Genomic DNA, 22,071 nt, shown 5'->3' with positions numbered 1-22,071 from the left:
GGGCCGCTCGCGGCGACGCTTTCAGCTAGATTGACGCTGGCCCCACGTTGATTGTCGCGCCGCAAGCTCATCAAGCGGCAAATGTATGGACGCGGGAAACTGGATCTGCTCCAAGCACGTATCGTCGGAGCGCCCTGATGTCATCGAGATTGCGTCAGAGCCCCGTTTAGACGCCGATTGACACGCTGAGCAGCGTTTTGGGGCGAAGTCCGCCCGGCAGAAGGGATTGTCAGCTCGCTCAAGGTTAGCCCGTGCAACGCCCTCGCTCAGCCGGGCAGCTACACCTTTCGGCCGAGCTTCGCCCCTCGACGTTGTTAAGCGGGAACAAAAGCTAAGCTCTCAGTAAGGCCGTTCGTACAACAAGACTTGCGACAAGGCCAGGCCCGTCTTCTCGCATGGCGAGCGTGAGTTCCACTCCTTGCCTTTCGGCTGCCGCCTTTGCGATCGCCAGCCCCAGGCCACTTCCCTCGCTGTCTTGAGGGCTCGCCCTGAAGAACCGCTCAAAGACTCGTGGCATCTCTTCTTCATCAATGCCTGGGCCGGTATCGCGGACGTCTACGCGCGCCTCTTGCTCGCAGACGGCCACCGCGACGTCGACGGTTCCGCCCAATGGTGTGTACTGTACAGCGTTTTCCATCAGATTGCCGAGGATGATCTCGAAATCGTTAAGCGAACCGACCACAGTCGCCTTGTCCTGGCGTGTGATGCCCAGGTCAATCTGGCGGCTCTCCGCGAGTGGGGTCAGACGCGCAACGATGTCAAATGCAAGTTGGACGAGGTCGATCGACTGCGTAGCGGGCGCAGGCTCTTGGGCGTCGTAGCGCGCCAGGCGCAAGAGCTTGTTCACAAGGCTGGTGGCCCTGCCGATTCCAGCTTCGAGCTCAGTCAAACGCTGCGAAAACCGGCCGTCCCGGTCATGGTGCCGAAGGTTGTCGATTTGAATTTGCAGTGCGGAAAGCGGCGTGCGCAGTTCATGGGCTGCATCTGAGATAAACCGCCGCTGGCGCTCCAGCAGTGCGCGAAGCCGCGCGAGCATCAGGTTGATTGAGCTCACAAAGGGAATGACTTCGGCGGGCACGTCGTCGATCGGAACGGGGTCGTCCGCCCCGGCGTCTCGGGAAGCGACTGTAACGGCCAGGCGATTGAGCCGCGCCATAATCCGATCGATGATCCAGCTCAGTGTCAGCAATGACAATGGAAGCAGAACGATGATCGGAAGCGCCGCCTGGAGCGCCGCATTGGTCGCCAGTTCCTGTCGGACCCTCGTATCCTGGGAAATCTGAACAGTTCGGTCCGGCACTGCCAGTGTGTAGACACGCCAATTGTAATTGCCTGTCGAAATGTCGGCAAACCCGGTCGCTGATTGGCGGGGGATATCAACGGCTGGGTGCGAAAGTCGCAACGGCTTGCCGGCCACATTCCAGACCTGGATGACGAAGTCATCCTCGGGGTCATGCGGCACATCGCCAACCCGTCCGGCTGGTACGATAGGCGCGTCCCCGACATAGAGCGCGATCTGCCGCAGCTGATTGTCGAGGAAGTCGGATGCTTCGTTCCTGACGAGGAAGAATGATGTTATGGCCGCGCACACGCCGATGGCCGCCATTAATCCGGCGAGCCATATGAAAGCCGTACGTCGGATCGAAATCGCGCCTTTCACTTGGGGACCATCCAGCCGGCCCCCCGGATGTTACGTATGATGTCCTTGTCGAACTTGCGCCGGACATAGTGGATGAGGACGTCGATTGCGTTGCTTTCCACCTCTTCGCCCCAGCCATAGAGTTTTTCCTCAAGCTGGCTGCGGGATAGGATTGTGCCGGGGCGCTCCAGCAACGCCTGGAGCAGCGCGAATTCTCGCGCCGGCAACATTTCGCTGCACCCGCGATATTTTACCTCATGACTTGATAGATCGAGCTCGATCTCGCTCGTGACAAGGACCGAAACCGCCTGGCCGCCGTGCCGGCGCAGAACCGCGCGCATACGCGCGAGCAGTTCTTTGACCTCGAACGGCTTCACCAAATAGTCGTCGGCCCCGAGGTCGAGCCCCACGACGCGATCGTCGAGCTCGTCACGGGCGGTGATCACTAGGATCGGCCTCTTGTCGCCGGCCGTCCGAAGCGAGCGCAGGATTTCCAGGCCCGAACGGCCGGGCAAGCCTAGATCGAGCAACACCAAACCGTGACCGCCAAGGGCGACGGCCTCGTCCCCGAGCTGCCCGTCACGTACCCAGTCTACCGACATGCCGGCATCGTCCAGGGCTTGCACGAGGGCCCGACCGAGCATGACATCATCTTCGATCACAAGAACACGCATGCTTCAAAGTATCTGAAACGCGGACACCTGCACAGATGTTTGTGCAGGGCCAACTGCACTCCATTGGGTAATCTAAGACCCTCCTAATTCTGCTGGCGTCACATACCATCTCCCGTCCCGCAGAGGAGCATTAATCATGCCTGTCCGCTATCGAATATCTGCCGCCTTGGGCGTCCTGTTGTTGATGTCATTCGGCGCATTTCCTCCCGCTCTGGCACAGGAAAAGCTGGTTGCGCCCGAGACGAACCCGCCGGGTGACATTCCGGACAATCAGGTCTTCATTACTTACAACTCTCCCAACGGATTTGACCTGAAGGTCCCAGAGGGATGGTCACGGGCCCCGATCGATCATGGCGTTCGGTTCTTCGATAAATACGATGAGCTGGATGCCACCGTTGGCACTGCGAGCGCTGCTCCGACGGCTTCCTCAGCTAAGGCCCACGAAATCCCGGACCTCAAGGCATCCGGACATGCAGTCAAAATCACTGCGGTCAAGGAAGTAAAGCTCGCAGCCGGGCCGGCCGTCCGCATCAGCTATCTGTCGAACTCCGCGCCAAATCCGGTCACGAACAAGCAGATCCGCCTCGAACACGAGCGCTTCATACTGTTCAAGGATGGCAGGACGCTCACCCTTGATCTTGCCGCTCCGGCCGGCGCGGACAACGTCGACCAATGGCAGCTGATCTCCAATTCGTTGCATTGGAGGTGAGTTTATGCCCGCACTCGAGGCGACCGAACTTTACCGCTTCTTTCATGCCGGCGACGACGAAATTGTCGCCTTACGTGGCGTTGCCCTCACCCTCAATGCGGAGGAATTCACCGCATTGAGGGGACCATCGGGCAGCGGGAAGTCGACGCTGCTTGCCTGCCTTGCCGGGATTGATGAGCCGGACGGCGGCGTGGTGTCAGTTCTGGGAGAGCGCATGACCCGACGCCCCGAGCCGGCGCGGGCTCGGCTTAGGGCTCGCCATTTCGGAATGCTCATGCAGTCCGGAAATCTTTTCGATCACCTGACGGTACGAGACAACATCCGTCTGCAGATGGAGATCTCCGGTCAACGTCGATCGGATGAGATCGATCTCCTTCTCGACAGCCTGGGCCTTGATGGCCTCGCAGGTGTCTTGCCCGCACACCTTTCAGGCGGCGAGGCGGCGCGTGCCGGCCTGGCCGTGGCGCTCGCGGCAAAACCGTCGATCCTGCTCTGCGATGAGCCGACCGCCGAGGTCGATGCAGCGACGGAGCAACTCGTCATCGATCGTCTCATCGAAACCTGCCGCAGCGGTGCCGCCCTCCTGATCGTCACGCACAGCCCCGCGCTCGCAACACGGGCCGATCGCGTTATCGACATCCGTGATGGAGGCATCGTGCATGGCTAAAACCTTGCTTGTAGCCGCCGACCTTTGGCGCAGCTTCCAGCGCGAGCGAGGCGTCGTGGCGGCCGTTCAAGGCTGCTCTTTCAGGATTAGCGCCGGCGAAACCATCGCCATCATGGGACCTTCGGGGTGCGGAAAGACGACGCTTCTGAATCTGATCGCGGGATTGGACATGCCAAGCTCGGGGCAGCTGGAACGGCCCGGGTCTGGTTCGCCCGACACGTTGCGCCCCGAGCGGATCGGCGTCGTCTTCCAATCGGCGAATTTGATTCCTGCACTCACCGCGCTCGAAAACGTCGAGCTGCCGATCCTTCTCGGTAAAGGTTCCGAAGCCAACGCTCGTGCTCTGACAGCGCTTGCCACCTTCGGGGTCGATTCCCTGGCTCAGAAGCTTCCCGAGCAGCTTTCCGGCGGCCAGGCTGAACGGATCGCCGTAGCTCGAGCCATAGTGACGGATCCGGAATTGATTGTTGCCGATGAGCCGACGGGCCAACTCGATCAAGCCGGCGCTGCGGTGCTGGTAGACCGGCTCCTCGCCTGGGGGCGGCAGACCGGAAGCGCCATCGTCATCGCCACGCATGATGAGCGTGTGGCGGCAAAGATGAACCAAGTCTGGCGGATGCGTCACGGCAGAATCGAGAGCATGATTGAGAGGTTCGCATGTACGGGCGCTGGTTGATCGGACTTATCCGAACCCGTTCCGGCCGCCTGGGCGGCACCATCGGCGGTGTGGCGCTGACCGTCGCCTTTATTGCGTGCCTGGGTGCGTTCTTGCAATCCAGCGCGGCTGAGATGACGGCGCGGTCGATCGCCCAGGTGCCGGTCGATTGGCAGGTCCAGTCGCTGCCGGGGGCAGATCATGGTGCGGTCGAGGCTGCGATCCGCTCCGCTGCGCCGGTAACCGGCCTGCAACCCATCAACTATGCCGATGTTCCTGGCTTTGAGGCGAATATTGGAGGCACCGTGCAGACCACGGGCGGCGGCACAGTGCTTGGCATAGAACCGGACTATTTCGACCAGTTCCCGGGGCAAGTTCGACGGCTGGTCGGGTCGGTCGATGGCGTCCGGATAGCACAGCAGACTGCCGCCAACCTGCATGTCACGGCTGGGGATCAGGTCGTCATCCATCGCTACCAGGCGCCAGACTTCAAAGTGACGATCGCCGGCATCATCGATTTGCCCAACGCCGATGCGATGTTTCAGGCGATCGGCGTCGCCCCAGGCGTTGCACCACAAGCCCCGCCTGACAACGTCCTGCTGTTTCCGATGTCCCAGTGGCAGCAAGTATTCGCACAGCAGGGCGCAAGCCGGCCCGATACCGTCAAGACTGAGTTCCACGTCAAGCTCGATCACCGCGGTCTACCCACCGATCCGGTCGCTGCGAGCATCCGGGCGACCGAGCAAGGTCACAATTTCGAGGCCCGCGTCGCTGGAACCGCGCTGCTCGCCAACAATCTGGCGGCTCGACTGGGAGCGGCGCGCGAGGATGCCCTCTACGCCCGACTGGTTTTTCTGTTCCTCGGCGCCCCAGGAACGATCCTGGCCATTCTGCTGACGCTTGCCGTTGCAGGAGCTGGGCGGGACAAACGCCGTCGCGAGCAGGCGTTGCTGCGTTTGCGGGGAGCAACAGTCGATGCCGTCCTTCGTCTGGCCGCGGCTGAAGCGATCGTCGCGGGGGTCGGCGGTGCGATCCTTGGTATTCTCCTCGGTGCTCTCGCGGTACATTTCGTCCTCGGGGCGGCACTCTTGCGCAGCACGGCGGTTCCTTTGCTCAGTACTGTGGCTGGGCTCGCGCTGTCGCTCGCAGCGATCCTGCTTCCCGCCTGGCGTGACGCTCGCAGCTCTACCATTGCGGCGGGCCGGCGACCGATCGGCGAGCATCGGACACCCTTGTGGGCTCGCGGTTATCTGGACCTTGTGCTGCTTGCGCTCGCTGCGGCGTTCTACTGGCGTTCGGCAGCGAGCGGATATCAGGTCGTTCTCGCGCCGGAGGGTGTGACGGCCGCGGCGGTCGACTACACCGCCTTCCTTGCGCCTATGATGCTATGGACCGGTCTGGCACTGTTGGCCATGCGGCTCGTCGGGGCCGGGCTGCGGCAAGGCCGACCGCTGATTGCCAAGGGCTTGCGACCTGTCGCCGGGCGTCTGGCGGATGTTGTGGCGGCAACATTTGAGCGCCAAGGCCGCCGACTGACTGCTGGCATCGGCCTGGCTGCGCTTGCTTTCGCCTTTGCATCGTCTACCGCGATTTTCAACGCAACCTATGAGGCCCAGGCGCGGGTCGACGCTGAACTCACCAACGGCGCCGACGTCACCGTCACGGGCACATCCGCCGCACCTGCGTCTCAGGCGCTCGACACACTTTCCAGGCTACCGGGCGTCGCGGCGGCCCAGCCGATGCAACACCGATACGCGTATGTCGGAACAGACCTTCAGGATCTCTACGGCATCGATCCGACACGCATCGGGACAGCCACGGCCATGTCCGACGCTTATTTTGCCAATGGCGATGCGAGGGCGACACTCGTCGACCTCGCGCAAACGCCCGATGGTGTACTGGTCTCTCAGGAAACCGTGAACGACTATCAGCTCCGCCGCGGCGACAGCATCAACCTTCGCCTGCAAAACGCGGCCGATCACCAATATCATGTCGTGCCCTTTCACATCGTGGGTGTGGTGCGCGAATTCCCGACCGCCCCCAAGGATTCGTTCTTGGTCGCCAACGCGGCTTACATCGCCCGGCAAACCGGTTCCGCGGCAAACGAGATTGTTCTCATTCGATCGAACGGTGATCCCGCCCGCGTCGCTTTGTCCGCCCGAAATGCGACTGCGGGCCTCCCCGGAGTCAAGGTCAGCCAGATCGGCGATACCGTAGCCCTGATAGGGTCGAGCCTCACCGCAGTTGATCTCGCCGGTCTAACGCGGCTGGAACTCATCTTCGCGCTTGTCATGCTTGCTGCGTCGGGCGGACTGGTCCTTGGCCTTGGCTTTGCCGACCGCGAGCGCTCCTTCGCGGTTCTCGTGGCTCTGGGAGCCCGACCACGACAGCTCGGCGCCTTCGTCTGGAGCGAAGCGGCATTGGTTACCGGCAGCGGCATGGTCCTGGGTCTCGGGGCAGGCACGCTGATTGCCTATGTGCTCGTCAAGCTGCTGACCGGAGTGTTCGACCCGCCACCTGCGGTGCTTTCGGTGCCGTGGCTCTACCTCGTTGCTCTCATCGTCACGGCAGCGGGCGCCGCTCTGGTAGCCGCGACAGGTGAAGCAATGCGCAGCCGGAAACACGTCACGGAGAAGCTCAGAGGCGAGTGAGAACCTGTTTTCTCGCAACCCAGGCCGCCATTGCGGGAAAGGATAGAGATCGGCGGCCGAGACCTTGAAAGGATAAAGCAAATGAAACCGCAAATGATCATGGCCGCGATGCTGGTGCTGGCGCCGATCAGCGCCGCATTCGCTGCCCAAACATCCGGCACGATCACCGCAATCAGCAAGAATGCCGATACGATCACGCTGTCGGACGGCAAGACTTACGCCCTGCCCGAAGGGATCGAAGACACCAAACTCCGTGTCGGCGAAAAGGTCCAGCTAACCTATGCGGACAAGGGCGGTAAGGCGGTTGTCTCCCATCTGGTTCCGCAGAAATGAAAATTGCAGCGGCCGGCTTCATTGCCGGCCGCTGATTTCGCGCGCGATTGACAGCCGTCGAGCGTGTTCGGCATCAGGCCGACACCCGCTCTAATTCTCAGCTAATTGAACCTGCGTAGTCACAGTGGGCCGACCGAGCGCGCCAAGTAGAGCGGTGGGCGTATCGAGATATCGCTGCAGGAATGCCATTCAACCTTCTAGGAGCGATACGGAAGCCAAGTATGCCTTGCAGTGCCACAATTCAGGGAAATTAACTGATGAAACAGATTTTTCTTGCCATCGCACTCATTACCGCTCCGGTAGCCGCTTTCACCGGCTTTGAGCTCTACGCCAGTACTGCACCAGTCAAAACTGCGGGCCTCGGCGACTTGTCGTCGTTTAAGGCCATCATTGCTGACGTCCAGACCCTCGCTTCCAAGGGCGATCTCCCCGGCGCTGCCAAGCGCATCACCGATTATGAAACGGCATGGGACCAGGCCGAGACCGCGATCCGTCCACTGAACCAGAACGATTGGAACAACATCGACGCGGCCTCTGACGCTGCATTGAAGGCTCTTCGTCAATCGAACCCGTCGGCGGACAAGATCAACAAAACCCTCACCGTTTTGACGGCGGGTCTCAACAATCCGGCCCAGCCTGCACAGTGAGGTAGACGACAAACACCGTCACTCTGCAAACCGCCGCCCGACGCCCATTCAAGGATACCCACAATGTCTGCACCGGCCACCAAAGCTGCTGTTTACAATCGCGTTCCCCGCGTCACAACCGACTTCTGGCTCATAAAACTGATGGCCGTCACCATGGGTGAAACGGCCGCCGATTATCTCAACGTGCAGATGGGCCTCGGCCTGACGGCGACATCACTGATCATGTCCGCAGTTCTGGCGCTCGCCCTGGTCTGGCAGTTCGCGCAGAAGAAATATGTTCCCGCCGCCTACTGGCTGTCCGTGGTGCTGATCAGCATCGTTGGCACGTTGATCACCGATAACCTGGTCGACAATTTCCATGTTCCGCTGCTGGATACGACGATTGCGTTCTCGGTCGCCCTGGCGCTGACGTTCCTGCTCTGGTTCAGAGCCGAAGGGACGCTTTCGATCCACTCCATCTACACCGGGCGGCGTGAGGCCTTTTACTGGCTGGCCATCCTGTTCACCTTCGCGCTTGGGACGGCCGCCGGCGATCTGGTGGCGGAACAATTCGCGCTGGGCTATCTGGCGACCGGCGTCCTGTTCGGGATGATCATCCTCTCGCTCAGCATCGGCTATTTTTTCCTCGGCCTCGACGCGATCCTCGGCTTCTGGCTGGTCTATATCCTGACCCGGCCTCTCGGCGCCTCCTTCGGCGACCTGATGTCCCAGCCCGCGCAGTATGGCGGTTTCGGCCTCGGCACGATCATCACCAGCGCGATCTTCCTCGCCGCAATTGTTGCAATCGTCATCTTCATGAGCGTTCGGCACGAGGGCGAGGAACTCGCTGACGTTGATGAGGATAAAAAGATGGCAGCCCCCGGCGAAGGCGAGAAGCTTGCTATTGCCGAGGAGGGACTTTGAGGAGCGGCCCGGCCTTATGTGATCGTCTGCCAGCTTCAACACCAATATCGCCGAGGACAGTCCGAATGCAGGCGTCAGCACAAGCACTTTCCCGAACTCTAGAAAAATGGGTATTGGCCGGCGCAGCCTTATCAGCTCTTCTGGCAACGGTAGTCCAGCTCCATGCGCTGGAGGAGCTGGTTGATCGTCCTGTTGCGTTGTTCTTTGCAAGTCAGCGTGACGCGACACTGGTGCATATTGCGCGATTTTTGACAGACTTCGGCAAAGCCTACTGGTTCATCGTCCCGGCTGCCGCTCTGTTCATACTGTTCCGGTTCATGTGGAAGAATCCACTTTATGCTTCCAGGTCACTTTTCGTTTTAACGAGCGTTGCATCGACCGGCATTATCGTCGATGTTCTCAAAGTCGTATTTGGTCGCGCTCGGCCAGAATTGTTGTTCAATCAGGATATTTTTCAGTTCTTTTTTTTCAGATTCGGGCACGAATATAATTCATTCCCGTCGGGACACACCGCCTGTGCGGTGGCAGCGGGCGTCGCTTTGGCCCTGATCTTTCCGCGTTACCGCAGCCTGGCGCTTGCTGGCGCAGCCATTCTGGCATGCACGCGCTTCATCACGACTGCGCACTACATCAGTGACGTGATGGCGTCCTCAATGATCGCCGTCGTTGTCGTTCCGATTATCCAGATTGTTTTTGCGCGATTTGGCTTTCCCTTGAGCGAGCGCGAGGCGTCGATGGACCCGCCCCGCCATCGCCTGGCTGCAAAAATGATCGGCACACCTTTGAAGGCTCGCAGCATCGATGGCGCCGTCATGCGGGCGAGCGCACCAACAATCGTCGGTGTGGTGATTGCCGTGACGATTATGGCGGTGTGCGGTTTGGCTCCCAATCTGGCACTGATCGAATGGCAAGAAGGTTCCTTGCCCGATTATCAGCCTGTACTTGAATGGTGGCTATGGTTGTCCTTGTACGCCTGTCTCGGCTTCGGAGCTCTGACCTGGGCATGCCAGCGAAAGCTTAGGCCAATCTGAGGACACGCTTTCCTTGACCTCTGAGTTCCCGTGTAGACCATGGTCATGGGGACAGGGATGTGCGGTCGATGGTGGGTTCTTGGCTTAGCTTGGGGCCGCCACTCCCTTAAGCGCCTCGGCGTTAAAATCCTGTTCGCAGCAGCAGAACCCCTCCGTCCCAATCCGTGTTCGCTTCAGCGTCGGGGCGTACCGCAATACGCCCTGATCCAAGCATTTGTGCCAGAATGTCGCGCGGCGTGTTGGCATCGGCCTGGGTTGAGACAGCAGAGGATAGCGACAGCGGCCGCTCGATCTGTTCCTGCACGACCGAACCGATCCAGACCGGTGCGAGTTTTTCTCCCATGAGGTTGATATCTGCATCCCAAAGCCGGAGCACGAACCGAGTGTTGTTCGGTGCAGCTCCGTTTTGCAGGACGAGCGTCAAGCTCGGCAGCCTTCCGCTGGCGAGATGAGGGGTAACCGGCAATTCGACAGGAGTTGTCTTCGCGGAGAGCCAACCCAGTATCCTGGATGACGCCCATGGCGCGGGCAGACGCCATCCCTTGCTCAGCAAATCCTGTCGAATTGCAGAAAGGTCTCCCGCCCACTGGATCGTGAAGGGCTCTTCGATCTCGCCGGTCAGATCGATCCGCCTGGGCGGCAGCCGTTGCCAACCTGACGTCCACCAGTCGTTGGCCATCATCGTGGGGGTCGCTCGGTTTACGGCATAGCGTTCGACATCGAGAGAGTGATGTCGATAGACGTTCAACCCCCCGGCTAGCGCGAGTGCCGCGCCGGCGATCACCATCAATGACGTCGCGCCGACTGATTTTGCCGGCTTTCGCATGTAGAAGAATCCGAGCACTGCCAGCCAGGCCGTACCGAAGGCAAGCCCCCCGACCGCGTCCGAGAACCAGTGAGCGCCCAGATAGACGCGCGAGAACGCTATCAGCAGTGCAAAGGATAGAGCGGTCAAAGCGACCGGAAGGCGCCACATCGGACGAAGTTCACGTCCGATCAGGAAAGCGAGAAAGCCGTAGACGGCGAGATTGACTGTGCTGTGGCCGCTGGGAAAGGAAAATGCGCTCCAGCCCGTGTAGAACAACTCGGTCGGCCGGGCGCGATGGAGCGTGACTTTTATGACCGTGTTGAGCACGGATGCACCGCCAACTGCCGCCAGCCAGTAGGCCGCTGGACGCCATGCCCGTCTCCAGGCAAGCCATAGAAACACGGCGATCGTTACCGTCATCACGACCACCGTATCGCCAAGCTCGGTGGTTATCAGCATTACGGAATCGCCCGGAACGGTTCGCAGATCCTGGAGTGCCTGGTAGATCGCGTTATCGGCGCGTACGAGAGGGTCGCCACTGACGACATCTTCGAGAATGCCGAAGAACAGCCAGGCGGAGCCGATCAGCAACACGGCGAGGAGCGCCAGTCCTCGGGCGTCGGGACGCGACGGATCGAGAAGATCCAGCGCGAAGCGACCCCACCGGGAGTGGCTCATGGCCGTGCGGTGCCGAAGCCAGCCCGACAGAGCCGATGCAAGCGTCGGACCTTGGCGCAGGGCGAACCGGGCGAGACGGAGCAGCACCCAGATGAAGACAACGATGAGAACAACCAGAACAGTGAGGGGTTTGGCGGCCGCGCCGAACATGCTGAAAGCAGCGCCGACGAACACAGCGGGCAAAACATGGGACGGCGCCCACACCAGCGCGGACAGGATGTTGGCAACGTAGAACCGCCGCACCGACAGCCCTAACATGCCGGCGATCAGGGGGACGAAGGCGCGCACGCCCGGTGTGAATCGGGCGATAAAGACGCTTTTGTCGCCGTGCTTCGCGAAAAATGCCTCGCTGCGCGTGATGAGGTCCGGATGTCGGTTGAGCGGCCATCGTTCAAGGATCTCGCGGTGATAGCGATGGCCGATCCAGAACGAGAGGCCGTCGCCGATGATTGCCCCGGCGGAGGCCGCGCCGAGCAGCGGCCAGAGTTTTACAATGCCGCTGGGTACCAGTGCGCTGATTGCCAGGATTGCGGCGGTGCCTGGAATAAAAACTCCGATGACGGGTATGGATTCCGACAGCGCCAACAGAAGCACCGCCGCATAGGCCAAATGCGGATGCGCCGCGATGAACGCGGTAACGGCGGAAAAGAAGGACGCCACCATCCCGCGCTCCTCTAAAGGACGGAGGTGACGAACCGATCAAGGCGTGTCCCCTCCCGGTAGAGCGCGCGGACCAATATAGCGGCGACGATACCCGTCGCGGCTCCGCCGAGGACGTCGCTCACATAGTGCGTGCCGATATAGACGCGGGAGACCGCCACCAGCACAGCCGCCGCGAGGAACCACCGTCCCGTGCGCCGCATCCCGTGTAACAGAAAAGCCGCCGCAATGGCGAAGGTCGCGGTCGCATGATCGGAAGGGAATGACGGATCGGCGCTGGGGCTGATCAGCAGATGGGAGATGCCGCTGTCATAGGGTCGCATGCGATGAACAAACAGCAGGATAAGCTGATTGATAGCAAGGCCGAGCAGGAAAGAGAGCCCCGTCGCGACGAGAACGTGTCTGTTGTGCGGCCTATCCGATCCTCGCCACCATTGCGCGGCGACCGCCGGCACGAGCAGCGGCACACCGATGGCGGACACCCAGATCATCAGGAAATCGACCGAGGCGCTAGCTCCGACAAGGCTGTTGACGGCGCGGGTCGCGGCGGCATCGAGATCGTAGAGTTGCAATGCCATATCCTCATAATGTCCTGCCAACGGAATAATCTGATGCAATCGCCTCAATATATATGCATCAGTATTGGCAAAGTCCCGGAATACTGAAGATATTCGATAAATTCGAAGAACGGATAGGCTACGAAAAAGACGAGCCCGTCTGTAAATGTTCGATATATCCGCTCCGGTTTGACAACGAGTTCGTTCTCATCGTGAAACAACGAGAAATCCGGGAAAAACTTTGGAACTTGTGCGAAGTAAGTATCATATACCTCTCCGAAACTAGTCCGTAAAAAATTCTCCTCTGTTCGGATAACAATCATAAAGGCCAGGTAGCATATGACACCGAAACCAACCGCAATGATTATACTTCCCGTTTGCGCTCCAATTCCCACGGCGCCGATAGCACTGAAAACGTAGAGTGGATTGCGTGATACCGAGTATGGACCACTTTGTACAATCTCGGCGCCTTTGCGCCCACCGATATAAAGAGTACACCACATTCGCCCAATAATAGCCGCGACGATCAGACTCAGGCCAACGGCCTCCAGATACTCATGAAATCGCCCCGTGGAGGATGAGCGAACAAAAAGCAAAGCGATGATCAAAAGAATCATAACAACGCCGATTGCTATGCGGCGTTTCTGTTGAAATTTCCCGAGTTCGGAAATTGTCTTCATTTTGTTTCCGATGTTGTGATTCGGTATCCGCATAGGGAATTCCGCATTTTTACTTTATTTGGCTGAATCATCGGGTTCAATTCAATATTTTGACTTTAGTCGTCCTCGAAAGCATAGAGACCCCAGTACGGTCAGCGTCGCGAAGCCCGCGCCCGCCAGAAATGTCCCCTGGGGTCCGGCAGCATCCCACAAGATTCCCGCGATGATGCTGGCGGCGAGTAGGGCCAAACCGCAGATCAGGTTGAACATGCCGAAGGCGGTACCGCGCAGTTCCGACGGCGCGGTCTCGGCGACAAGCGTCGAAAGCAGGCCCTGGGTGAAGCCCATGTGAAGGCCCCAGAGTACGACGCCAATTGCGACCGCGACAATGCTGGACGCAAACGCCAGCACGACATCTGCCAGAACCAGCAGAACCAGTCCGACGATCAGGATCATCACCTTGTCCATGCGATCAGACAGGATGCCAATCGGATAGGCCGAGAGCGAATAGGTGAGGCTCATGACGACCATCACAACCGGAATCAGCGCGAGCGGCAGGCCTATCGATTGCGCGCGGAGGACGAGAAACGCTTCGCTGAATCGAGCCAGCTTGAAGACCGCGGCAATCACCACGACCCACCAGTAAACAGCATCCAAACGGCGCAGTTCCTCACGTCGCAAGGGCATCCGAACCTTGCGCAATGCCTTCGGGCGCTCCGGCTCCCTGACGGCGACGATGATGAGCACCAAGGACACACACGCCGGAATGACAGCGATCCAGAAAACCGTTTGGAAGTGATCCGCGGTGAGCCACATCAGACCGATAGCGAGGAGCGGCCCGACAAAAGCTCCGATCGTATCGAGCGACTGGCGCAGGCCGAAGCTCGCGCCGCGCAGCTCCGGCGGCGCGATATCGGCGACGAGCGCGTCACGCGGTGCGCCGCGAATGCCCTTTCCGACCCGATCGATAAAGCGGGCTGCGATCAGCCAGTCGAGCGAAGAAGCCAGAGGAAAGATCGGCTTGGTGAAGGCGGCAAGGCCATAACCGAGAACTGCAAGGAACTTACGTTTGCCAAGCCAATCGCTAAGCGCGCCTGAAAACACTTTGGTGATCGAGGCGGTTGCTTCGGCAATCCCCTCGATGATGCCGACGGCCAGCGCCGACGTACCGAGCACCGCCACCATATAGACGGGTAGCAGCGCATGAATCATTTCCGAGGAGGTGTCCATCAGCAGGGAGACGAAGCCTAGCGCCCAGATGCCTGCCGGAATACCGCGACGGGTTTCGGCAGAAGACGTTTTTTCGACGGTGATTGTTGGCTTCCCGGCCTGGTCGCTCATTTCAGCGGTTCTCGTCGTGGGCGTCGAAGACGCGCTGGGCATAGCTGTCGAGCAGCGCCTCGCAGGCGCGCAGCCGCTCTGAGGCCTCTTCGGCCAATGTCGCGCCGTAAAAGTCGAGCTTGCTAATCTTCTCGAGCCATCCCTGAAGCTTCTTGAGGTCTGTGTCCTCTTCCTCCAGTTCGGCATAGGTGAACTTGTTGATCGCGATCTCCTTGGCGATCTCGGCCTCGAAATCGGCGCAGCGGCCAAGGAACTCACGATACTGCTCGTCGCGATCGGCCTTGAAGCGGTTGATCACCTTGTCTTCCTGGGCGCGGTCGAGGGCGACTGTTTCCAGGATCACGGCTTCACCGCCCATCTCCGCCACGTCGTTCTCCAGCATCTTGAGCCGTCGGACATGATCGTCGGTCTTCGGCAGGAGGCACACGCCGTTCTGCAGATAGACCGCGCCCATGCCCTTGAGCCGGCGCCATAACGCGATGCGCTTGGCGGCCGGCTCGGGTGGGACCTTGTAGGTCAAAAGGAGCCAGGATGGAGGGAACTTCTCTATTCGGCGTGTTGAGGTCAAGCGCTTTCGAGCTTTCCGCTCGGCTGGTGATTAACGTCTTTCGCGGGCCCTTGCTTCTCTTCGGGATCGGCTCTTTGGCCCTCCCATTATGGGATCAGTAGAATGAGGCGGCCCAATCTGTTGCGCGTCCTGACCGCGATGATGCGATCGATACAAGAACCCAAGCGAACTCACCTCATCCATCGTCCCGCGAAGGACGTCTTTCCACCGGCAGGCGGAACTTTATCATCTCCTTCCCGTCAGTCTGTTCAGACAGCTGCGGACATGCTTTCCCTTGTCCAGCGAAATTCGGTGCCATCGCTCCACATGCGATGCATGATCACCGCCAGCCGGCGTGCGAGTGCAACGATGGCCTTTTGCCGTCCGCGCCGTTTGGCGACGTTCATCGCCCAGGCTTTCAGCCATGACCATTTCTTCACCCGGCTCAACATGACCTGGGCCGCTTCGTAGAGCAGGGCCCGCATCATGCCATCACCGCACAGGGAAACGCGACCAACGCGATGGCTCTCGCCAGATTGGTTGAGCACCGGCGTCAATCCCAGTGCCGGGCCGACGGCACGGGAGTTGCTGAAGCGCGCCGGGACATCGATAGTGCTGGTGAACGCAAGCGAGGTAACCGGACCGATACCGGGAATCGTCATCAAACGTCGGCAGGTCTCGTCTTCCCGGACGATCGACAGCAGCTTGCGGTGAAGAGCCGTGAATGTTTCTCGCAGCTTTTGCCGTGCCGCCAGCAAAGGCTCCATGATCTCGCCGAGGTCCGGTGTATCGTCAACAAGCTCATGGATACGATCGTCGAACCCTACCGTTCCAACGATGCCAACCTTGAGCCCAAAGTTGCGCAGCAAGCCACGGATGTCGTTCTCGATGGCGATGGCTTTTTCCTGCAGCAATTTGCGGGCTGTCAGCAGCGCCCGGCGATGCTGGCTCGCCAACGTCTTGACATGCACGGGCCGGAACAGGCTGACCCGCATCATCTGCGCGATGCCGCGCGCATCGTTACGATCGGTTTTGTTCACCTGCGCTTTCAGGAATGCCTTCGCATGTCGGGTCTCAATGCAAGTCGCCGGCAAGCCCGCCGCCGCCAATCCGCTGAATAGCCATTGCGACAACGGCCCGGCTTCAAGTCCGATCCGAACGAATTGCCACGCGGGATTCTTCAAGGTTTGAACGAGGTCATCCGGGTGGCTGGGGACTTTGATCTCGCGGCAGATCGTACCCGCTTCGTCCAGGACGCATATCGAGATCTCTTTTAACGAGACGTCCAATCCGGCATAATGTTTCATGCTGCGCTTCCTTTCCTGATGCTTGTGGCTGTTCCAAACAGACCACGTTTTATCATCAGCTCGAAGCGCAGCACCCCTGCATCCAACCTCCGGGGATGGGCTCAAGCCGAATACCCCATCTGTTGCAAACTTTTCGTCAACGATCGCTGATGTATGATCCGGTTTTCAAGCAAGCCGGGATTATGTGATGTTCAAGGGCCGTCATTTCGATAAGTCAGTAATCTTACTTTGTGTGCGGTGGGTGGTACCTTTCCTACAATCTGAGCTTGCGCGATTTGAAGGAAATGATGGCTGAACGCGGTATTGATCTCGACCATTCGACAGTCCACCGTTGGACGCAATATTTCAGTCCAAAGTTGCTTGATCGCTTCAACCGCAAGAAACGCCAAGTTTCTCGAAAATGGAACGTCGATGAAACCTAGAGCATATCCTTTGAACACTGAATCGATTTTGAAGTGACAATCGGCGATCTGTCTGATTCAAGGTTTCCAGTTATGGAGGCTTTTGATGGGACGAGCATTAAGCAGTGATTTGCGATCACGCGTTTTGAAGGCTGCAAACGAAGGATTGTCGGCACGCAATGCGGGTGTACGGTTCGGGGTGTCCGCAGCGACAGCGATCCGCTGGGTTTCTCGTGCGCGCGATGGTGAGTTGGAAGCACGGCGTCCGGGTCGACGACGCGGTTCAAGACTTGATGCCCATGAAGATTTTATCGTGGGTATGATTGAAGAGCGCAAAGACGTCACGCTCAACGAAATGGTTGCCCGTCTGGCTCAAGAGCGCAGCCTCCAGATTGTGCGGAGTGCTTTGAATACCTGGTTACGGGCTCGTGGCTTTACTTACAAAAAAAGACCGCACATGCATTGGAGCAGGAACAGCCAGACCTAATGAGGAGGCGTGAGGCGTGGTTTGAAAGCCAGCTTGAGCTTGATCCTGAAAGGCTCGTTTTTATCGACGAAACGGGCCTGAATACGAAGATGGCGCGGTTGCGTGGGCGCAGCCCGCGAGGCGAAAGATGCCACGCAGGCATCCCACATGGTCACTGGAAAACAACGACGTTTACCGGTGCGCTCCGCCTCTCAGGCATGACAGCACCCATGGTGCTGGATGGTGCAATGAATGCCGACGCCTTTCGTGCTTATATCGAACAAGTGCTCGTGCCGACACTGACCCCCGGTGACATCGTAATCATGGACAATTTGCCTGCTCATAAGGTTGTCGGAATACGAGAAGCGATTGAGGAGGCAGGTGCGCAACTACGGTATCTGCCGCCCTATAGTCCCGATTTCAACCCAATAGAGATGGCGTTCTCGAAACTCAAAGCACATCTGCGTGCAAAAGCCGAACGCACTGTCGAAGCGCTGTGGGATGCCGTCGGCCAAGTCATAACATTGTTCGAACCAACCGAGTGCGCTAACTACTTTGCAGCTTGCGGTTATGACCCAACATAAAACGGATTCGCTCTAGTGGTCGACCCAACCATTAAGGTTGCAAACTCCACCGGATCCTCTGGCGCAGGCAACACAAGCTGCCCCTTTTTCGCAAGAGTCCGCCACGTCGATACATGATTTGCAAGCAAACCGTGCCGACGCGCAACAGAACTCACCGTAGCGCCAGGCAGCAGCGTTTCTGCCACAATCCGCGCCTTCACCTCATCCGGCCACTTTCGGTTCCCGCAGCTTCCGCCACCAACTCGTAGAACCTCCAATGTAGATGGGGTGGTTGCCGTCCTCCTCCTGCGGCATAGTAACATGTACGAGTTCTATGCCTACAACCGAGTGAAGAGGAAGGAAAAATGAATACGATTATCGGGGTTGATTTAGCAAAGAATGTTTTCCAGGTTCACGGCGCGTCGGTAATTGGCGAGGTCGCATTTAGAAGGAAATTGTCGCGGGGACAGTTTCTCCGCTTCATGTCGACTCAACCACCCGCCTTGGTGGTATTAGAAGCTTGCGGAAGTGCCAATTACTGGGCACGCGAACTGGCAAAAATCGGTCACGACGTAAAGTTGATTGCACCACAGTATGTCCGCCCGTTCGTGAAGCGACAGAAAAACGACGCAACTGATGCGGAAGCCATCGTCATTGCGGCGCGCCAACCCGAGATGCGCTTTGTGGAACCAAAGGCACCCGAGCAACAGGCGCACGCAGTACTGTTCAGGGCACGGAACCGTGTCGTTCGTCAACGCACTGAGTTAATCAACGCATTGCGGGCTACTCTCTACGAATTCGGCCAAGTCGTTCCGCCTGGCATCGAAAACATTAAGCGCATTGATATCATCCTCGATAATCCAGAGATTGACTTGCCCTGATTGTGCGGGAGGAGTGCCGTGACTTGATTGCTCAGATCAGTGAGAAGACGGTCCGTATTGCCGAGAAAACAAACAAGCTCACGGAGCTTGCTAAACACAGCAGGTCAGCACGACGGCTTCAAACGATGCCCGGCGTCGGGCCGATGATTGCGGTGGCCATCGAAGCCTTTGCGCCGACCAAACAAGAGCTTCCGGCGCGGCCGCGACTTCGCTTCGTGGTTAGGTCTAGTCCCGAGACAGTTCTCATCTGGTGGCAAAGAGCGGCTTGGGCGGATCTCCAAGGCAGGTCAAGCTGACATCCGCCGGCTGTTAATCATAGGCGCAATGGCACGGGTGAATTGGGCAAGCCGCAAACCGCCCAAGGCGGGTAGCTGGCTTTCGAGGATGCTGACGAGAAAGCCACGAATGCTTGTTGCTATCGCTCTGGCAAACAAGATGGCGCGAGGGATTTGGGCCATGCTCACAAAAATGGAAGACTATAGAGATCCGGCCTTGGCCGAGGCAGTGTAAGATTCGCTGACCTTCAAAGTCAAGTTCGGTTAGGAGGTGCGAGAAGACGACGACCTGAATGGGCGCATGATCGATTGATCCGGAACGGCGAAACCAGTTGGATACGTAGAGCCATCGAGCTCGGAATGTAGATTGGGAGCTGATCCGCTGATCACCATACCGGCCGCGCGGCTTGAAGAATGCCGCACACTGAGGCCTGACACAAGACCGCACTCGATCACACCTCCCACCAGAAGAAACTTCTTGCATCACGGACGGCAACCACACAAGTGTCCATGGAGAAACTCCGTCCTGATCATCTCAAAAGTCTAATGCGACAATCAGAACCGTAATTGGAAGGTGGGGATCAGCGTACGCTTACGTCTCAACGAGTATGAGCTCGACCTATTGCGTCAGCGTTCCCTTTCAGCCCGCTATGAGAAGGCTCGCCGCGGTGAACTCGTCGTCAACGTTCCGGTCGGTTTCATAAAGGCCGGGGACAGGATTGAGAAGGATCCCGACCGGCGTACTCAGGACGCCATCACGCTTGTGTTTAATAAAGTTGCCGAACTTGGCAGTGCACGACAAGCCCTGCTATGGTTTCTTGAGCAGAGCTTGGAACTGCCGGTCAGGCGCACTGATGGCGATGTCATTTGGCGCAGGCCAAATTATGCAACGATCCATAGAATGATTGCGAATCCGATCTACGGTGGCGCGTACGCGTATGGTAAGAGTCGATCGGTGCCCCGATACGATGGTCAGTCTGGAATTCGTCGCAAAACACGTGATGAATGGCTGGCACTGATCCCGGATGCACATGAAGGTTATGTGAGTTGGGAACGGGCGGAGGAGATCCGTAAGCGTTCGCTGCGTTGCACATGTTTCTTAGCTTGACGTATTAAAGTTCCATGGGAGGGTAATCCCCCCATTTTTAGCGGGGTGCGACAGTAGAATTTACGCAGCCATTTTCAGTTTCTGTGTAGGGGTTATGCCGCCGATACCCATATTGGGCCGTTCGTTGTTATACGTCCAGAGCCATTGTGTAGCGAATTCCTGAGCCTCTTCGATGCTTTCAATGAAGCATGGACCATTTCACAAATACACAAAAGACCGGACACTCCCGATCGGCAACAGAATTGTTGGCTCGTAAAGTTTAATTTCTCGCGTGAAAGCTCTCCTATTACACCCCTTGATAATCCCAGGAGCAGCGGGAGAACAGGGGAGTACCTCAGCACCGGAACACGGTGAGCACCGCAAGCATCTCGTAACCTTCTGAAAACACAAATTTTTCTCTATGTTTCTGCGCCATTTGGCGCAATAGAGCCATACAAATGCTTCGATATTGTTCAACTTCGATGAAGTAAAGGAGCGATTGAGCTGAGTGGAAGGTGACATCTGAAGCGCGTATTCCCTCATTGCGGAGCACGAGGCGTTCCGTCATTGTCCGGTCAAGGAAACAAACAGGGATTACGAAAATGGCAAATGGACGACAGGCCTCGGTCAAACGGCTGAAGATGGCAGAGAGGGCGCAAGGGGTCGTTTGCAGGAGGGGGCGGAATCCTACGCTAAGACTTTGGCCAGCGATATTCTCCGGTGAGATTGATGTGCTCCCATCCGAGAGGTGAGACGTGAGCCAGAACATCGGGCGATATCAGTTTTCCATCGCGTTTCTGGTTAGCGACGACTTCACCCAGCTTCATGGTGTTCCAGAAGATGATAATTGCCGCGAGCAGGTTCATGCCAGCGATTCGGTAGTGCTGGCCTTCGGCGGAACGATCGCGGATTTCGCCCCGGCGATGGAAGCTGATGGCCCGCTTCAGCGCGTGATGTGCCTCGCCCTTGTTGAGCCCTATCTGGGCGCGGCGTTGCAGATCGGCATCCAGAATCCAGTCGATCATGAACAGGGTGCGTTCGATGCGGCCGACCTCGCGCAAGGCCGTGGCCAGTTCGTTCTGCCGCGGATAGGAAGCGAGCTTACGCAAGATTTGGCTGGGCGCGATGCTTCCAGCGGCAATCGTAGCGGCGATGCGCAAGATATCAGGCCAATTCCGCTCGATTATGGCCTGATTGATCTTTCCGCCAATCAAGGTCTTCAAATGCGTCGGCGCGGACGAAGGATTGAATGCATATAGCCGCTTGGACGGAAGATCGCGGATCCGCGGGGCGAAGCGGTAGCCGAGAATGGCACATGCGGCAAATACGTGATCGGTAAAGCCACCCGTGTCGGTGAAATGCTCGCGGATATTGCGACCGGCATCGTTCATAAGCAGACCATCGAGGATGTATGGAGCTTCGCTCGCCGTTGCAGGAATCACCTGGGTTGCGAACGGCGCATACTGATCCGAGACATGACTGTAGGCTTTCAGGCCCGGGGTATTGCCATATTTAGCGTTGACCATATTCATGGCCTCACCTTGCTCTGTGGTGACAAAGAACTGACCATCGCTCGAAGCCGACGTACCCATGCCCCAAAACCGGGCCATGGGTAACGCCGCTTGCGCTTCGACAACCTTGGCCAGCGCCCGGTCGTAGGCTTCGCCTTCGACATACCATCGCCCTATGCGGATCAACTCCCAGAAAGTGTGGGTGTTCGTCGCGTCGGCCATCTTGCGCAGGCCGAGATTGACCCCCTCCGCAAGGATGACGTTCATCAGCCCGATCCGGTCAGCGCAAGGCGCTCCGGTGCGCAGATGCGTGAACGCTTCCGTGAAGCCAGTCGCTGCATCCGTTTCCAACAAGAGATCGGTGATGCGCGTGGGCGGGATCTGCTTGTAGAGATCAAGCACTAGAGCGTAGACTCATAAA

At 58.4% G+C, this 22,071-nt stretch carries 19 protein-coding genes and 4 pseudogenes; 12 read left to right on the top strand and 11 right to left on the bottom strand.

Annotated elements, in window-relative coordinates; genetic code table 11:
* Nucleotides 1–331 precede the first annotated feature (331 nt).
* Nucleotides 332–1,660: a sensor histidine kinase gene (locus CEV32_RS04285; RefSeq protein WP_094574544.1), complete on the bottom strand. Its 1,329-nt coding sequence runs from the start codon at nucleotides 1,658–1,660 to the stop codon at nucleotides 332–334.
* Nucleotides 1,657–2,313: a response regulator transcription factor gene (locus CEV32_RS04280; protein WP_094574542.1), complete on the bottom strand. Its 657-nt coding sequence runs from the start codon at nucleotides 2,311–2,313 to the stop codon at nucleotides 1,657–1,659. The genes CEV32_RS04285 and CEV32_RS04280 overlap by 4 nt, the downstream gene beginning before the upstream one ends.
* Nucleotides 2,314–2,449: 136 nt before the next feature.
* Here CEV32_RS04280 and CEV32_RS04275 point away from each other — a divergent pair, with 136 nt between their 5' ends.
* The 8 genes from CEV32_RS04275 (at nucleotide 2,450) to CEV32_RS04240 (ending at nucleotide 9,909) form a co-directional block, all read left to right on the top strand.
* Nucleotides 2,450–3,022, top strand: a complete 573-nt coding sequence (locus tag CEV32_RS04275; RefSeq protein ID WP_094574540.1) for a hypothetical protein — start codon at nucleotides 2,450–2,452, stop codon at nucleotides 3,020–3,022.
* A gap of 4 nt (nucleotides 3,023–3,026) precedes the next feature.
* Nucleotides 3,027–3,689, top strand: a complete 663-nt coding sequence (locus tag CEV32_RS04270) for an ABC transporter ATP-binding protein (RefSeq protein WP_094574538.1) — start codon at nucleotides 3,027–3,029, stop codon at nucleotides 3,687–3,689.
* Complete coding sequence (locus CEV32_RS04265) at nucleotides 3,682–4,365, top strand: ABC transporter ATP-binding protein (protein WP_235818712.1); 684 nt, start codon at nucleotides 3,682–3,684, stop codon at nucleotides 4,363–4,365. Before CEV32_RS04270 ends, CEV32_RS04265 begins: the two co-directional genes overlap by 8 nt.
* A complete protein-coding gene (locus CEV32_RS04260; protein WP_094574534.1) occupies nucleotides 4,347–6,995 on the top strand; it encodes an ABC transporter permease in 2,649 nt (882 codons plus the stop codon). Before CEV32_RS04265 ends, CEV32_RS04260 begins: the two co-directional genes overlap by 19 nt.
* 81 nt (nucleotides 6,996–7,076) lie before the next feature.
* Nucleotides 7,077–7,328: a DUF1344 domain-containing protein gene (locus tag CEV32_RS04255; RefSeq protein WP_094574532.1), complete on the top strand. Its 252-nt coding sequence runs from the start codon at nucleotides 7,077–7,079 to the stop codon at nucleotides 7,326–7,328.
* 257 nt (nucleotides 7,329–7,585) lie between these two features.
* The gene (locus CEV32_RS04250) at nucleotides 7,586–7,975 is read left to right on the top strand and encodes a hypothetical protein (RefSeq protein WP_094574530.1); all 390 of its coding nucleotides are present in this window, start codon (nucleotides 7,586–7,588) and stop codon (nucleotides 7,973–7,975) included.
* 63 nt (nucleotides 7,976–8,038) lie between these two features.
* Entirely contained in the window at nucleotides 8,039–8,878 is an 840-nt protein-coding gene (locus CEV32_RS04245) for a COG4705 family protein (RefSeq protein ID WP_094574528.1), read from the top strand.
* A 65-nt stretch (nucleotides 8,879–8,943) separates the two neighbouring features.
* Entirely contained in the window at nucleotides 8,944–9,909 is a 966-nt protein-coding gene (locus CEV32_RS04240; protein WP_094574526.1) for a phosphatase PAP2 family protein, read from the top strand.
* A gap of 121 nt (nucleotides 9,910–10,030) precedes the next feature.
* Here the strand turns inward: CEV32_RS04240 and CEV32_RS04235 are convergent, their stop codons facing one another.
* The 6 genes from CEV32_RS04235 to CEV32_RS04210 form a co-directional block, all read right to left on the bottom strand.
* The gene (locus CEV32_RS04235; protein WP_094574524.1) at nucleotides 10,031–12,058 is read right to left on the bottom strand and encodes a bifunctional DedA family/phosphatase PAP2 family protein; all 2,028 of its coding nucleotides are present in this window, start codon (nucleotides 12,056–12,058) and stop codon (nucleotides 10,031–10,033) included.
* Nucleotides 12,059–12,069: 11 nt separating this feature from the next.
* A complete protein-coding gene (locus CEV32_RS04230) occupies nucleotides 12,070–12,633 on the bottom strand; it encodes a phosphatase PAP2 family protein (protein WP_094574522.1) in 564 nt (187 codons plus the stop codon).
* 44 nt (nucleotides 12,634–12,677) lie between these two features.
* Nucleotides 12,678–13,292: a methyltransferase family protein gene (locus CEV32_RS04225; RefSeq protein ID WP_094574573.1), complete on the bottom strand. Its 615-nt coding sequence runs from the start codon at nucleotides 13,290–13,292 to the stop codon at nucleotides 12,678–12,680.
* A gap of 81 nt (nucleotides 13,293–13,373) precedes the next feature.
* Nucleotides 13,374–14,612, bottom strand: coding sequence for an MFS transporter (locus CEV32_RS04220; protein ID WP_094574520.1), 1,239 nt, complete (start codon nucleotides 14,610–14,612; stop codon nucleotides 13,374–13,376).
* Nucleotide 14,613: 1 nt separating this feature from the next.
* Complete coding sequence (locus CEV32_RS04215) at nucleotides 14,614–15,132, bottom strand: Chromate resistance protein ChrB (RefSeq protein ID WP_094574518.1); 519 nt, start codon at nucleotides 15,130–15,132, stop codon at nucleotides 14,614–14,616.
* 296 nt (nucleotides 15,133–15,428) lie between these two features.
* Complete coding sequence (locus CEV32_RS04210; protein ID WP_094574516.1) at nucleotides 15,429–16,466, bottom strand: IS110 family RNA-guided transposase; 1,038 nt, start codon at nucleotides 16,464–16,466, stop codon at nucleotides 15,429–15,431.
* A gap of 187 nt (nucleotides 16,467–16,653) precedes the next feature.
* Between CEV32_RS04210 and CEV32_RS04205 the strand changes: the two are divergent.
* Together CEV32_RS04205 and CEV32_RS04200 are read left to right on the top strand one after the other, a co-directional pair.
* A pseudogene (locus CEV32_RS04205) lies at nucleotides 16,654–16,885 on the top strand (IS6 family transposase); the annotation flags it as partial.
* Nucleotides 16,886–16,973: 88 nt separating this feature from the next.
* A protein-coding gene (locus tag CEV32_RS04200) for an IS630 family transposase (protein WP_374710411.1) occupies nucleotides 16,974–17,917 on the top strand; the annotation gives its coding sequence in 2 pieces (ribosomal slippage) (nucleotides 16,974–17,297 and nucleotides 17,300–17,917; 942 coding nt in all).
* Here CEV32_RS04200 and CEV32_RS23960 read toward each other — a convergent pair.
* A complete protein-coding gene (locus tag CEV32_RS23960) occupies nucleotides 17,902–18,219 on the bottom strand; it encodes a transposase (protein WP_094574512.1) in 318 nt (105 codons plus the stop codon). The genes CEV32_RS04200 and CEV32_RS23960 overlap by 16 nt on opposite strands.
* Nucleotides 18,220–18,261: 42 nt before the next feature.
* Here CEV32_RS23960 and CEV32_RS04190 point away from each other — a divergent pair.
* Both CEV32_RS04190 and CEV32_RS04185 read left to right on the top strand, forming a co-directional pair.
* Nucleotides 18,262–19,287, top strand: a pseudogene (locus CEV32_RS04190) (IS110 family RNA-guided transposase).
* A 387-nt stretch (nucleotides 19,288–19,674) separates the two neighbouring features.
* A complete protein-coding gene (locus CEV32_RS04185) occupies nucleotides 19,675–20,160 on the top strand; it encodes a recombinase family protein (RefSeq protein ID WP_235818711.1) in 486 nt (161 codons plus the stop codon).
* A gap of 60 nt (nucleotides 20,161–20,220) precedes the next feature.
* On the opposite strand, the pseudogene CEV32_RS04180 reads toward CEV32_RS04185, so the two are convergent.
* Nucleotides 20,221–20,340: pseudogene (locus CEV32_RS04180) on the bottom strand (IS3 family transposase); the annotation flags it as partial.
* Nucleotides 20,341–20,831: 491 nt separating this feature from the next.
* Nucleotides 20,832–22,055 (bottom strand): annotated as a pseudogene (locus CEV32_RS04175) (Tn3 family transposase); the annotation flags it as partial.
* Nucleotides 22,056–22,071: the final 16 nt, after the last annotated feature.

Source organism: Brucella rhizosphaerae, from assembly GCF_002252475.1.
GTDB lineage: Bacteria > Pseudomonadota > Alphaproteobacteria > Rhizobiales > Rhizobiaceae > Brucella > Brucella rhizosphaerae.
This window is presented reverse-complemented; position numbering and strand designations above follow the sequence as displayed.